Below are 14183 nucleotides of genomic sequence, written 5' to 3'. Positions count from 1 at the left end.
ATTAAAATTTCAGGTTGATACCGAAAGTAGTTTGCCGGACTGCGGGCGACTGGTTGGCGTTCACATCACCGTCGGTTTCGCTATCGACCCCTTTGTATTTCGTCCGGTATTCCGAGAAAATGAAGGGCTGCTGAACGCTGGCAAATACGCGCAACGAGCTAATGCGCAACTTGTTGGTTAGCGTTGTCGGGACGTTATAGCCGAAATTGATGTTCCGGATTTTCACGAATGACCCGTCAAAATACAGCAGGGTTGACCGGAAAGGCGGGAACTCCTGGTTCACGTTCGGCTGCGGAAATTCGTTGGTCGGATTGTTGGCCGTCCAGTAATCAACATCCAGCGAATTATAGCGACCGGCCAGCGTCAGGAAGTCCTGGTGGAAAATACTGCGGAACATGTAGCCAATCCGCGCAAAGACAAAGAACGACAAATCGAAGCCTTTGTACTCAAACCGGTTGGTGATACCGGCGCTGAATTTGGGCACCTGCGATCCCAGGATGACCCGATCAACCGGATCAATTTTACCATCGCCGTTTGTGTCCTGAATCTTGATCTGGCCTACTGCACTCTGGTAGCGCTTGGCCTCATCAGCCTCATTGGTCTGCCAGATACCGATTTTCTTGTAATCAAAGTACGCCGTCAGCGGCTGACCAATAAACCGGGAATTGCCTACATCATCCACTTTCCCGTTAAACAACTCCAGAATGGACTCGCGGTTGCGGGTAAACTGTAAATCGGTTGTCCAGCGGAAGCCGCTCGGCGCATCCACGTTAACCGTCGATACCGTTAACTCGATACCCTGGTTGCGCGTTTTACCCACGTTGCGCAATACCCGATCGAAACCGCTCGTCAGGGGCAACTGATCAAACAGCAACAGATCGCGGGTGTCGGCCCGGTAGTATTCCAGTGCTCCGGAAAGACGGCCCTGGAAGAAGCTATAATCCAATCCGATGTTCCCAGTTGTTGTCGTCTCCCACTTCAAATCCGGGTTGCTGATGGTAAACGGCCGGTACCCAAAGGCCCCCGTTGCACCAAAGGCGTAGGTTGTACGGGCCAGTTGCGCCTGCGTCTGGTAAGGATCAATGGCGGTACTGCCGATGGTTCCGTAACTGGCCCGCAGTCTCAGCAGGTCAATCCAGGTCTGCCGCTTGATGAAGCCCTCCTTGTCGATGTTCCAGCCCACGGCCGCCGACGGGAAGAAGCCGTATTTCGTGTTTTCCCCAAACCGTGACGAGCCGTCGTACCGCGCCGTCAGTGTCACTTGATACCGTTCCTGGTAGTCATAGTTAACCCGGGCCATGTAGGAATTGAGCACCCACCGCCGGACGTTACTACCCACGCTGTTGATGAGCGAAGCCTGACCCAAGTTATAAAACTGCTGTGATTCGGCCGGCACCCCCGTTACATCGATCTGGTTGGTTTCGTAATCGTCTTTCTGCACCGACTGCAAAGCCGTAACGTTGATGCTATGCACGTCTTTCAGGGTCTTGTTGTAGGTCAAAATGTTTTCCAGCGTCCAGTTGAACTGGTATTCGTTGAACGAATAAGCCGTTGGATCCGCCCCGCGACGGGCATTGGTCTGGCTACCAACAAACCGACCAATCCGCCGATTTGACAGGTCCGGTCCGAAGTTGACGCGGTATTTCAGCCCATTGAGGATGTTCCATTCCCCGTAAATGCTGTTGAAGAGCCGGATCCGCTTGGTCAGATCAACCTGCGCACCGGGAATAATTTCCGCAATCGGGTTCGTCCGTAAACCGTCGGAGGTTGGCAGGAAGATCATCTTGCCGTTATCATCATACGGTTTACCCAGGGGGTTTTCCGCGTAAGCCCCGCCCAGGGGGTTGAAGTTTTCACCATTACGCGTGCTATATACGCCCAGGGTCGACGTTCCGATTTTGATTCTGGGTGAGATCTGGTGATCAAGGTTGATCCGGAACGTGTACCGCGTGAAATCCTGATTTTTGACGACGCCCACGTCTCTGAAGTAGTTGCCCGAAATGGCAAACTGCGTTTTTTCGCTTCCGCCCTGCACCCCGATCTGATGGCTTTGGATATTTCCCTGCCGCAACAGATACGATTGGTAATCCGTGCTCCGGTTGTTCTTGATCCCGTCCAGTTCGACCGGCTCAAAGAGTTTTTCATCCGTGGTGTACTGATTAACCGCCCGGCGCGACTCCCGTTTGTATTCGGCGAACTCCGCTCCGTTGAAAACGTCGATCTGGCCAAGCCGGTCGGAAAGACCGTAGTAGCCGTCGTAACTAACAACCGTTTTACCCGGTTTTCCGCGTTTTGTGGTAATCAGGACCACCCCGTTTGAGCCCCGCGAGCCGTAAATAGCCGTTGCCGAGGCATCTTTCAGAACTTCCATCGACTGGATATCATTGGGGTTGATGTCATCAATGCTACCCGCCATCGGAATTCCGTCCACTACGTACAGCGGATCATTGGAGGCATTGATCGAGCGACGGCCGCGAATCCGAACCACCGGTCCCGTACCCGGTTTGCTGCTGCTCTGCACCACGTCGACCCCGGCCGCCCGGCCCTGAAGCGCCTGCCGGGCGTTGGTAATCGGTAGTTCGGCAATTTCTTTGGAACCGACCGACGAAATAGCGCCCGTTACCTGGCTTTTCTTTTGCACCCCGTACCCAACCACGACCACTTCATTCAGCGTCCGTTGGTCAACGGCCATCTTGATGCTGACCGCCGACTGCGCCCCAACCGTAATTTCCTGCGTGATAAAGCCAACTGACGAGAACACCAGCACCGCGTTGTTGTCTGGAACGGCAATTCGAAACTTGCCTTCGGCATCGCTGGTGGTGCCGCGGGTCGTGCCCTTCACGGCGACGTTTACGCCCGGCAACGGAGCGTTGTCTTCCGCAGACAGTGTTTGTCCGGAGATGGTTCGCTCCTGAGCGGCTGGATTTGTGGTGACAACGGCCAACGGGTGTCTGTAAACGGCCCGGGCTGCGTCAGGTTTTGTAGCGGCCTGTAGCGGGTAGCTTCCGATTAACAAGCCGGCCAGACCGTACGTACTCAACTGATTGAAGACACTTCTCCCGTTCATCCATGGAGAATGAAGACTAGTAATCCTACCTTTCATACATGTAGAGATGGTTGGTTTAGTTTAAATTAGTTAATAGAGACTGGTTATGAACAAGGTGTATTGTTTAGCTAATCGGCAGATTCTGAACCTTCACCGAGGTATGTATGGATGAGGTTTTGTGCGGAATCGTAATCGGCGCCGGAATCTCCACGGACTCACCCGGTTTCATTTCGATCACCTGCGGATCATCGTTCAGCATCAGTTTTATTTTCCCGGACGACAACATGACGCGCGTTCCTTTTTTACCCTGCGATACGTTGAACCGCGTCCCCTGGACTTCAACCGTCAGGGTGTTGGTATGAACCCGGAACTTACTGTCCTCGCCGGAACCCGGACGTTCGGCTACGGTAAAAAAAGCTTCTCCTTCGAGCCAGACCGCCCGCGGCACTTCCTCCGACCACACACGGGCAAATCGGAGCTGGCTGTTCCCAATCAGTTTTACCATGGTTCCGTCCGGTAGTTTAACGGTTTTAGCGACCCCGTACGGGGTCCGAATGGTTTCCATAGCGTGCGATCCCTGCATCCAGAGCACCCAGCCAATGAACAGGACAATAGCGGCCGCAGCACTCACCCAGCGGAAAATGTACCAGTTGGTCACCCAGGTCTGAATTTCGGGCTGCAACGGCTGCAACTCCGGCATTTCCTGGATCGATGACCGGATTCTTCCCCACAACGATACGACCTCCTCCCCTTCCAGTGGCTGAGAACCCGGATTTGATGCCAGATGCACCAGTTCGCGGGCTAACGCCACGGTGTCTTCTTTATACGGATGGTAGGCCAGCCAACCCTCCCAGTACGCCGAGACCTCGGCATCATCAGGATGTTGAACCCACCGAATGAATAATTCGTCAGCGGCTAACTCCTCGGCAGTGTAGGCGGAGAAGTGTTTCATTTAGCATTTTTTATAGATAAAGTTTGTCACAAAAGAAGTGCCGAGAAACGTTCTACTTGTCACCTACTGAATTTCGACGACAAAGATTCGTCCTGTCCTGTCGGGCTTTACTCAATTCTGCCTTCCCGCCAGTGGACTGAATTTGGGGTGTGTTCTGAAGAAAAATAGGCAGGTATTTTCCGGACCGGAACCGGTTCGGATGGAGAAAGACAACTGGTTCAGGAGAAACGTTAGGGAAGGCTATAAGAACAGTCGGGCGCGGGATCAACCAGGTTCATCACCACTACATGACCCACCCGCTGGTAACCCGAAATCCTGGAACAGGGGCCGTAGTCGGCTTTTGTTGCCAAACCGACGCCCAGCAATCCTTCGCTGGCGGCCGCCCCCCGGTTGTTGTGAAAACCCTGTCCACCCGACGCATCCTTGTCCTGAATCAACAGCGTTTCACGGTGCCCCCAGGCTACCGAAGCGTCCTGGTACAGCCAGGAGAAGACGGCCTGTTCCACCAGAAAAGTGGGTATTTCCAACACGGGTTTGTCGCTCGAATAATAGCAAAACATGTAAATATTTTCGGCCCGCGACATAAATTCGTAGCATTTGCCGCTGAATACAGTTTTGGCGTTAATGCGCTGCAAAGCCGTGCGGCCGTTCTGGCTGGTGTGGCTGAAGAAATGGTGAGCCGTCATGTCGGCAGCATGGCCCTGCGCAACGGCGTTCAGGTTTGTTTCCAGCCCTTCGAGCGGCAGGCCGAGCGTTTTTCCCGCCCCATAATTGACACCCGCCCGCGCGGTGCGTTCGCTGTTGGTGATAAACAGGGCCCGATCGGCGGGCAAAAGCGATAGATACTTTTCCGGTAACGACAAGCTCCCCAGGCTGTTGGCGGGTAGTTTCATCTGCTTTTCCTCCTGGCGCCGGGCGTAGTTGAAGGCATTGACCACCTGAGCAGGTGTATCGAAAACCGGAAAACCGTTGGGAGCGGTGGTGTAAGCGGCATCTTTCGGCAATTTGATATCGCTCTTCAAATTTTTCGGCGCCTGCCCGAACGACAAGGAAGCAATAAACAGCAGAAGACAGATCAGCGATCGCATCGAAACACTACAAGTTGCAAAACCGGACGACGTGCCCTGTTGCTAAAAGTAAAGAAAGCGCAGCAGGAAGGCAACAACGCACTGAAATTCCTCTCCTACCGCTGAAAACCTTAAGCGTCCGCCCGCATTCAGTTATAGTGGCAAGTAAAATTTTCGGGATTTATCAGACAAACGATTTCATTTTATCCTGTTTTTTACCGCGCTCCCATCGGCAATCTTCCTCGAAAACTCCATTCTTCTAGGAATCAGCATCTTTTATTAGCGTATGGCTATAATGAGTGGGATTTTAAAATAATTATTTCCACAATATCTACAATTATTTCAAAAACAAATACTATTTTTAAATTTCAAAATCCAGCCCGAACTCTTTATTATGAACACGTTACGCTCTGATTTTCAGAAAGGGCGGACGCTGCTTGACTATTTTTATTATTGGGAAAGACAACAGCCCAAGAAAGTCTATCTGCGTCAACCCGAAGGCGACCGTTACCGCGATTACACCTGGCGCGAAGTCGGAAAACAGGCCCGTGTCTTGGCAACCTACCTCAACTCGCTGGGCCTTCCCCCGAAAAGCAACATTGGTCTGCTTTCTAAAAACTGTGCTCACTGGATCATTGCCGACTTAGCTATTTTGCTCAGCGGCCACGTTTCTGTTCCTTTTTACCCAACCCTGACGGCGGGTCAACTCCGGCAGGTGCTGGACCATAGCGATTGTTCGGTTTTGTTTGTCGGCAAACTCGACAAATGGCCGGAAATGAAAGCCGGTGTTTCTCCACATATTCACCGCATTACTTTTCCGCCCCAAACCGGTGAAACGATGCCCCCCGACCCGGACGCTACGCCCTGGAATGACATTCTGGAGCACTACGAACCCATGACGGATAACCCACAACCTCATTCGGAAGACTTATTTACAATTATTTACACGTCGGGCACAACGGGCAGTCCCAAGGGCGTTAAGATGCCTTACCGGGCGATGATCAGCGCCATTGACGCCACCCTGCCGCAGATGCGGGTTAATGTGCCCGATCCCCGGTTTTTCTCCTACCTGCCGCTCTGTCACGTTGCCGAACGCAACCTGGTGGAAGCGCTCAGCCTCATTACGGGGGGAACAGTCTATTTCGTTGAGTCGATGGCGACTTTCGCCCGGAATCTGGCTGCGGCCCGCCCGACGCACTTTCTGGGCGTACCCCGGATCTGGCTGAAGTTTCAGCAGAATATCCTCAAGAAGATTCCGCAGGAGAAGCTCGACCGACTCCTGAAGATTCCGCTGGTGTCGAGCCTGATCAAACGCAGGCTCCGGATGGCGCTCGGTCTGAATAACGCCCGGTTGATCCTGACCGGCGCGGCTCCCACCCCCATACCGATCATCCAGTGGTTCCGGCAGTTGGGCATTCACATTCAGGAAGCGTACGGCATGACCGAAAATTTGGGCGTGGTGTCGGTCATGCCCGCCCACGCCATCAAAGATGGCACCGTTGGGCTACCCTACCCGGGAATTCAGCTCCGGTTCGACCCCCTTACCAGCGAACTGCTAACCCGTTCCGACTGGACCATGCGGGGCTATTTCCGGGAACCGGATATGACGGCAACTACGCTGGACACCGACGGCTGGCTTCATACCGGTGACGTCGGTTCGCTGGACGAAGACGGTTATCTGACGATTACGGGCCGGGTGAAAGAAATATACAAAACCACCAAAGGCGAATACGTGGCCCCCGCCGAGATCGAAACCGGTTTTGCCGAGAATAACTACGTAGATCAGATTTGCGTGGCGGTGCAGGAATTGCCGCAGCCGATTGCCCTGATCGTGCTGTCGGAAACGGGTATGCAGGCCGACAAAGAAGATGTCTCGCAAAGTCTGGAAGAAACGCTCAGGTCCCTGAATCCGCAACTGCATACTTATCAGCGGGTGAAAAAAGCCGTCATTGTCAAAGACCCCTGGACCGTTGACAACGACATGATGACGCCCTCGCTGAAAATTCGGCGCAAAATCATTGAGTCTCGCTACCAGCCCCACCTGCAACCCTGGCTGGAACGGGACGAAACGGTGATTTGGGAAGGATAATCAGTTGAAGGCTATATGATGCATAGTCGGTGCCGTTTATCATCCAATAAAGCGAAAAGGGCCCGTTCTCAGAACGGGCCCTTTTCGCTTTATTGACAAAGTGGACGAGAATTAGCGGGCTATCGCGGCAGCACCCGAGGGATTAGTTCCGCGCCAGAACCACACGGCTTACTTGCGTTTGGATAGCGAACGACTGAGAAACACGTTCTTTGCCGTACGATACTTCGATTACATACCGACCGTCGGCCAGTTGTGAAAGGTCAAATACCCGACCCGCCTGATCTTTTTTGCTCAGCGTGCCGTTGTACAGTTTGTTGTTTGAGTCATCGACGATTGAAACAAAGACGCGCTCGTTGCTCGGCTGGTTCAAAGCGACTTTAAATTTCAGGTTACCTACTTCACGGATGGATACAGAAGCGGCTTTCGTTTCGGCTTTGGGGCCGTCCAGTACACGGGCATTAGCAGAAGGGGCAATAGCTACAAAGGAAGTGGTAGCCAGCACGGCTAAGCCCAACAGCACATTATTTTTGATAGTTTTCATGTTCTTTCTTAAGGTTGTATTCAGACTCGTTATAGTACAATAAACAAAATGCTTACCCTACTAAACTCTTGTCGACTGCTTTGTTGATGCAAATTTACACCCTACTGAATACAAGTCAATTACCTAAATGTTAACTTCTAGAAAGTTGTTTATAATTTGTACGTTAAACTAAAAAAAGTACAACACTTTACGGTTGTTTACTACTAATACTTTGAAAAGTGAAATGCTATTTTTCTGAGATAAATACCACGTAATCTAAAAAAGTACAACGCAATCTTCCGGTAATGAAAAAAGTCCCGGCCATGCTGGCCGGGACTTTTTTCATTCTGACTTTTTTTGCCTGCAAATTCTGGCTCTTTTGACCAAAATTTTCCTTAATTCCGAAAAACCCGGTTTAGAAATGAAGCCATATCTACGAATCTTGGTGTTGTTTTCCGAAAATCACCATAATTTCTCAGGATACTTACCGGTATCATGCAGCCGTTTGAGGGAAGCCTGCACCATTGGTTTGTCCTCCGGATACGTAACCCCAAACCACTCCGAACGACTCCGGAAGACTTTACACCGGCCCTGGTTCCGCTCAATCAGGTTGGTCATGATGGTCGGGATGTAAAACTCGGCTTTCGGTGAATTGTAATTGGCCCGGGCGTAATCGGAAAATTGCTCCTGCACCAACGGAAACACCGCCGGTTTGAAACCCCAGAAATTCATCGATACCGGTGTCTCGGGAGCCAGGGGCGTCAACCCGTCCGGTTCCTCGAAAACAATCTGCCCGGCATTTTCCCCTTCGTTCAGTCGGTAAATCTTGGTTCGCTCCACCACCGACTCCAGGGTTTCGTCCGGATTCAGTTCACAAACTCCGCGCGATACCGAACCGTAATCGGACAGCGTGTTCTGAATTTCGTACCCCACCAGCGCGTGCAGGTCGTCGTTGGTATCGTTGACCAGAAAGTTCGCCAGAATCTCGAACGCTTCCTGACCATAGAAATCATCGGCGTTGATGATGGCAAACGGCGTATCGGTTTGTTGCCAGGCACACAGCATGGCATGGCCCGTTCCCCACGGCTTCGTGCGCTGAACCGGCCCGACTCCTTCCGGCACGTACGAATCCAGCGCCTGGATCGCGAAATCAACCTCGATTTTACCGGCTAACTTAGGCAGAAAAATTCCCTCAAAATCCCTCCGTAACTCTTCGCGGATGATGAATACAACTTTGCCAAAACCAGCGCGGATGGCATCATATAAAGAGTAATCGATAATTGTCTCACCGTTCGGACCAAATTGATCCAGTTGTTTGATTCCACCATAGCGGCTGCCAATTCCGGCGGCCAAAATCAGAAGTGTGGGTTGCATCAGGTTTTCTCCGTTGAAAATTCTGTGAATAGAAGTTCTTAGTCGGGCAAAAATAAACAAATGCTGATTGGAGTCGACATGACTGCTCATTAAATGACCATAGCGGGATCGAAATCCACAAAATCAGTTTATAAGAAAATTTAATCTATAAATTGTTCAATAATCAGGAATTATTTTCTATAATTGTAAGCATAACAATAGTTAGTAAAGCAATCAACAACTGGTAATTTATTAACGCCATGCCCTTCTATCACACCCTTGGCCGAATCCCGCCGAAGCGGCACACCCAGTTTGAAAAACCGACGGGGCAGCATGGCGCGCCGGGTCTTTACTATGAGCAGTTGTTTGGCACGATTGGTTTCGAGGGAATGTCGTCGCTGCTGTACCACATTCACCGGCCTACGATGGTGAAAGCCGTGCTGGAAAGTGTGGAGGCAACGCCCGCCGTGGCCGTTGAGAAAAACATGCTGTCGCGCAAACTACTCGGTTTCAACCTCGAACCTTTCCCGGGTGACTTGCTGGAAAGCCGGGTTTCCCTGCTGATTAACAAGGATGTCATTCTCGGTTTAGCGGCCCCCACCCGCTCAACCACCGATTACTTCTACAAAAACGCCGACGCCGATGAGTTGCTGTTTATTCACCGCGGCTCGGGGCGCTTGCGGACCCTGCTGGGTACCATCCCGTTCGAATACGGCGATTACCTCATCATTCCGCGCGGCATGATTTACCAAATCGAGTTCGATGAAGGAACGCAGCCCCGTCTGTTGTACCTGGAATCGCACTCCCCGATTTATACGCCCAAACGCTACCGCAACCAGTTTGGGCAGTTGCTCGAACATTCGCCGTTTTGCGAACGGGACATCAAACGTCCGCAGGAGTTGGAAACCCACGACGAAACCGGCGATTTTCTGATAAAAATCAAGAAGCAGGGCGCGCTGCATTCGCTGGTGTATGCCACGCATCCGTTCGACGTGGTGGGCTGGGACGGGTATAATTTTCCGTACGGCTTTTCAATTTTAAACTTTGAACCGATCACGGGCCGCGTCCACCAGCCCCCGCCGGTGCACCAGACGTTCCAGACCGACGCCTTTGTCGTCTGCTCGTTTTGCCCACGGCTCTACGACTACCACCCGAAAGCGATTCCGGCCCCGTACAACCACTCCAACATCGACTCCGATGAAGTGATTTATTACGTCGACGGCGACTTTATGAGCCGCAACGACATTGCGCCGGGCCACCTCACGCTCCACCCGGGCGGTATTCCGCACGGACCGCATCCGGGCGCGATGGAACGGAGCATTGGCAAAAAGGAAACGCAGGAATACGCCGTGATGGTCGACACCTTCCGGCCCCTGATGCTGACCGAAGCAGCCCTACAGCTCGACGATGGCACCTATTATCAATCCTGGCTTGAATAAACCCATCAACAACTATGAACACGGTAGAACAGATCGAAGCAAAACCACGGACCGACGCAGAAACCGACTTTCTGCCGCTGAACGGTACCGATTATATTGAATTGTACGTGGCCAACGCCCTTCAGTCGGCGCACTACTTTCAGACGGCGTTCGGGTTTCAGCCGCTGGCCCACGCCGGACTGGAAACGGGCTGGCGCGACCGCGAATCGTACGTGGTCGTGCAGGGCAAAATCCGGCTGGTGCTGACTTCACCGCTGCACGGTGGCACGGAGATCGGCGAACACATCGACCAGCACGGCGACGGCGTACGGGTGGTGGCGCTCTGGGTCGATGATGCCGCAAAGGCTTACGCAGAAACGACAAATCGGGGCGCAAAACCGTTTATGGAACCCACGCGCGAAGAAGACACCGACGGCTTTGTGGTCCGGTCGGGCATTCATACCTACGGCGATACGGTCCATATTTTTGTCCAGCGGAGTCAGTACAACGGTATTTTTCTGCCCGGTTACAAACGCTGGGAACCCGAACACCGGCCGCAGGAAGTGGGGCTGACGTACGTCGATCATATGGTTGGCAACGTTGGCTGGAACGAGATGAACACCTGGGTAAACTTCTACGCCAACGTTATGGGCTTCCGGCAACTGGTTTCCTTCGACGACAATGACATTTCCACCGATTACACGGCGCTGATGAGCAAAGTAATGAGCAACGGCAACGGGCGCATCAAATTCCCGATCAACGAACCGGCCGAGGGCAAAAAGAAGTCGCAGGTGGAAGAATACCTGGACTTTTACGGCGGCCCCGGTATTCAGCACATTGCCGTGGCCACCGACGGCATCGTACAAACCGTGACGGACCTGCGAAGCCGCAACGTGGAATTTCTGAAAGTACCGGATGCCTACTACGACGACCTGCTCGACCGGGTTGGGCAGATCGACGAGGAAATGGCCGCCCTGCACTCGCTCGGCATCCTGGTCGACCGCGACGACGAAGGCTACCTGCTCCAGATTTTCACGAAGCCCATCGGTCCGCGCCCAACCTTGTTTTTCGAGATCATCCAGCGGAAAGGCGCCAAATCCTTCGGTAAAGGCAATTTCAAAGCCCTCTTCGAAGCCATCGAACACGAACAGGAATTGCGGGGAACGCTTTAACCAATGATGAAGGAGCGAATGGTAGAGTAAGCTCAAGATCATGCTTTTGATGGCGGTAGCTGTTCACTCATTCGCTCACTCACCCATTCACTCATTAAACAATGCTCCAGACATACCACACCTACACCGCCGACGACCAGGCCGTATGGCGGTTGCTGTTTGACCGGCAGATGGCGCAGTTACCGGGCAAAGCCAGTCAGGCTTATCTCGACGGTATTGAGAAGGTCGGTTTTGCAGCCGATCACATTCCGGATTTTGAGCGTGAACTGAATCCGCGGTTGCAGCGGCTTACGGACTGGCGGGTTTCGGCCGTGCCGGGCCTGATTTCGAACCAGGCATTTTTTGAACTCATGGCCAACCGCAACTTTCCGGCGACGACCTGGCTGCGAAAACGCCAACAGCTTGATTACCTGGAAGAACCGGACATGTTTCACGATACATTCGGACACGTGCCGATGCTGTCGAATCAGTCATTCTGCGATTTTCTGGCGGCCCTGAGCCGGATTGCCCTGGCGCACGTCGACCACCCGGAAGCGATTGAGATGATTTCCCGGCTGTACTGGTATACCGTCGAGTTCGGTCTGATTCAGGAACCGCAGGGATTGCGGATTTACGGGGGCGGTATTCTGTCGTCACCGGGCGAAACCACCTACAGCCTGTCGAGCCAGCGTCCCGACCGCATTCCCTACGACGTTGAAAAGCTCCTGCAAACGCCGTATGTTATTGATCACTATCAGGACCGGTATTTCGTGATCAAGTCCTACGAGCAGTTGTACCACTCGATTCCGGAAATCGAAGAAAAGCTGGATGCGTTGTTAGTCACTTAGTTTGGCGTAAATTTGTGGTTGGTTTTCACCCTATTGTTTAGCTGTATGGTGAAATTGACAACGTTAACCGCTAACTAACGCATGACGCACCCTTCCGATCAACGGGCTTATTTTTTCAAGATCGACACCACCATAAAGAGAATTCGGAATGTCCTTCAAAAGCGGTTCAACGAAGCCGGGTTCGATCTGACGGTCGACCAGTGGGTGCTCATTGATCACTTGTTTCGCAACCCCGGCATCAGCCAGAATATTTTGTCGGAGCTGACTACGAAAGATGCGCCGACCGTTACCCGAATGATTGATCTGCTCTGCAAAAAAGGGCTGACCGAACGCCGGATGGCCGAAGACGACCGCCGGAAGTTCCTGATTTTCCTGACGCCCGAAGGGCAGCGTAAATACGAAGAGGTGTTGCCGAGCGTGGTCGAGATCCGGCGGAAAGGCTGGGGTAACCTCAGCGAGGAAGATTACCAGCATTTTGTGCGCATCATGGATTCGATTTATCACAACTTTAATGAATGACCCTTCCGTACGGCATCTTCAGCACCGACAGGTCCGGCCCGCGCGTGGGCGTTCGGCTCAATGACCATATTCTCGACCTGAGCGCGGTTGGCCGTCTGGGCTTTTTCGACGATCTGGTGGTTGACCTGACGGTTTTCGACCAGCCGGTGCTGAATCCGTTGATAGAACTGGGCAAACCCGCTCACCAAACCGTTCGCCAGCGGCTGATTGAGTTACTGACCAATTCTGACAAACCGCTCAACGCTTTTGTCGATCAGGTGCTGGTTCCAGCCGCCACAGCCACGCTCCACCTGCCCGTTCGCATCGGTGATTACACGGACTTTTACGCCAGCGAGGAACACGCCCGCAACGTGGGCCGGATGTTTCGCCCGCAGGCTGAGCCGTTGCTGCCCAACTGGAAACACCTTCCGGTGGCCTACCACGGGCGGGCGTCGTCCATTGTCCTTTCCGGTACGCCCATCAAACGGCCCAGCGGTCAGTTTCTGGGCCCGGATCAGCAACCCGTTTTCGGCCCGACGCAGGCGCTGGATTTCGAGTTGGAACTGGGCATCGTGATCGGCAAACCGTCGAAGCTGGGCGAGCCGGTGCCGGTTGACGAAGCCGAATCGCACGTTTTCGGTTTGGTCCTGTTCAACGACTGGTCGGCGCGCGACATTCAACGCTGGGAGTACCAGCCGCTGGGGCCATTTCTGGGTAAAAATTTTGCTTCATCCGTTTCACCCTGGGTGGTGCCGCTCGAAGCCTTTGACCCGTTCCGGACGGACGGGCCTAGGCAGGACCCGACGCCCCTGCCCTACCTGCAAGCCACCGGGCGCTCCCATTTTGATATTGAGCTGGAAGTTGCTTTGCAAACATCGGACCAGCAGGAATTAATACTAAGCCGGACCAATTCTCGTTACCTGTACTGGAGCGTAGCCCAGCTGATTGCGCACCATACCGTCAACGGCTGTAACCTGAACGTGGGTGATTTGCTGGCCACCGGTACCATCTCCGGCCCCACCGCCGACCAGTGCGGCTCGCTGCTCGAACTAAGCGGGAACGGCAGCCGCCCGGTGTCCCTGCCCGACGGTTCAACCCGCAGCTTTCTGCACGACGGTGATACGGTTATTCTGCGCGGCTGGGCGGGCCGGAAACAAGTTGATTTTGGCGACGTTCGGGGAACAATTGTTTCCTAGAACCTGTCCGTTACCGGGGTTTCCTGCTTTCGACGATTCAGAATA

General features: G+C 53.2%; 11 protein-coding genes. 6 read left to right on the top strand and 5 right to left on the bottom strand.

The window, feature by feature from the left end; translation table 11 throughout:
- Window position 1: 1 nt before the first annotated feature.
- From OQ371_RS14895 to OQ371_RS14885, 3 genes are all read right to left on the bottom strand, one after another.
- Complete coding sequence (locus OQ371_RS14895) at window positions 2–3067, bottom strand: SusC/RagA family TonB-linked outer membrane protein (protein ID WP_265988848.1); 3066 nt, start codon at window positions 3065–3067, stop codon at window positions 2–4.
- Window positions 3068–3170: 103 nt separating this feature from the next.
- A complete protein-coding gene (locus tag OQ371_RS14890; RefSeq protein ID WP_265988847.1) occupies window positions 3171–3998 on the bottom strand; it encodes a FecR family protein in 828 nt (275 codons plus the stop codon).
- 230 nt (window positions 3999–4228) lie between these two features.
- A complete protein-coding gene (locus OQ371_RS14885) occupies window positions 4229–5086 on the bottom strand; it encodes a CAP domain-containing protein (RefSeq protein ID WP_265988845.1) in 858 nt (285 codons plus the stop codon).
- A 373-nt stretch (window positions 5087–5459) separates the two neighbouring features.
- On the opposite strand from OQ371_RS14885, the gene OQ371_RS14880 reads away from it, so the two are divergent.
- A complete protein-coding gene (locus tag OQ371_RS14880; RefSeq protein WP_265988844.1) occupies window positions 5460–7154 on the top strand; it encodes an AMP-binding protein in 1695 nt (564 codons plus the stop codon).
- A gap of 142 nt (window positions 7155–7296) precedes the next feature.
- Here OQ371_RS14880 and OQ371_RS14875 read toward each other — a convergent pair whose 3' ends face one another.
- Entirely contained in the window at window positions 7297–7695 is a 399-nt protein-coding gene (locus OQ371_RS14875; RefSeq protein WP_265988842.1) for a T9SS type A sorting domain-containing protein, read from the bottom strand.
- A 441-nt stretch (window positions 7696–8136) separates the two neighbouring features.
- Complete coding sequence (locus OQ371_RS14870; RefSeq protein ID WP_265988841.1) at window positions 8137–9048, bottom strand: nucleotidyltransferase family protein; 912 nt, start codon at window positions 9046–9048, stop codon at window positions 8137–8139.
- 239 nt (window positions 9049–9287) lie between these two features.
- Here OQ371_RS14870 and OQ371_RS14865 point away from each other — a divergent pair, with 239 nt between their 5' ends.
- The 5 genes from OQ371_RS14865 to fahA all read left to right on the top strand — a co-directional run bounded on the left by OQ371_RS14865 (window position 9288) and on the right by fahA (window position 14138).
- Window positions 9288–10466: a homogentisate 1,2-dioxygenase gene (locus tag OQ371_RS14865; protein WP_265988840.1), complete on the top strand. Its 1179-nt coding sequence runs from the start codon at window positions 9288–9290 to the stop codon at window positions 10464–10466.
- Window positions 10467–10480: 14 nt separating this feature from the next.
- On the top strand, window positions 10481–11617 hold the full coding sequence (gene hppD, locus OQ371_RS14860) for a 4-hydroxyphenylpyruvate dioxygenase (RefSeq protein ID WP_265988839.1): 1137 nt from the start codon (window positions 10481–10483) through the stop codon (window positions 11615–11617).
- A gap of 101 nt (window positions 11618–11718) precedes the next feature.
- Window positions 11719–12444: a phenylalanine 4-monooxygenase gene (phhA, locus tag OQ371_RS14855; RefSeq protein ID WP_265988838.1), complete on the top strand. Its 726-nt coding sequence runs from the start codon at window positions 11719–11721 to the stop codon at window positions 12442–12444.
- An 81-nt stretch (window positions 12445–12525) separates the two neighbouring features.
- Entirely contained in the window at window positions 12526–12963 is a 438-nt protein-coding gene (locus OQ371_RS14850; protein WP_265988837.1) for a MarR family winged helix-turn-helix transcriptional regulator, read from the top strand.
- A complete protein-coding gene (fahA, locus tag OQ371_RS14845; RefSeq protein WP_265988836.1) occupies window positions 12960–14138 on the top strand; it encodes a fumarylacetoacetase in 1179 nt (392 codons plus the stop codon). The genes OQ371_RS14850 and fahA overlap by 4 nt, the downstream gene beginning before the upstream one ends.
- Window positions 14139–14183 lie beyond the last annotated feature (45 nt).

It is taken from the genome of Larkinella insperata, assembly GCF_026248825.1.
Taxonomy (GTDB): domain Bacteria; phylum Bacteroidota; class Bacteroidia; order Cytophagales; family Spirosomataceae; genus Larkinella; species Larkinella insperata.
The sequence above is the reverse complement of the archived record's forward strand: the minus strand, read 5'-3'. Positions and strand labels throughout refer to the sequence as shown.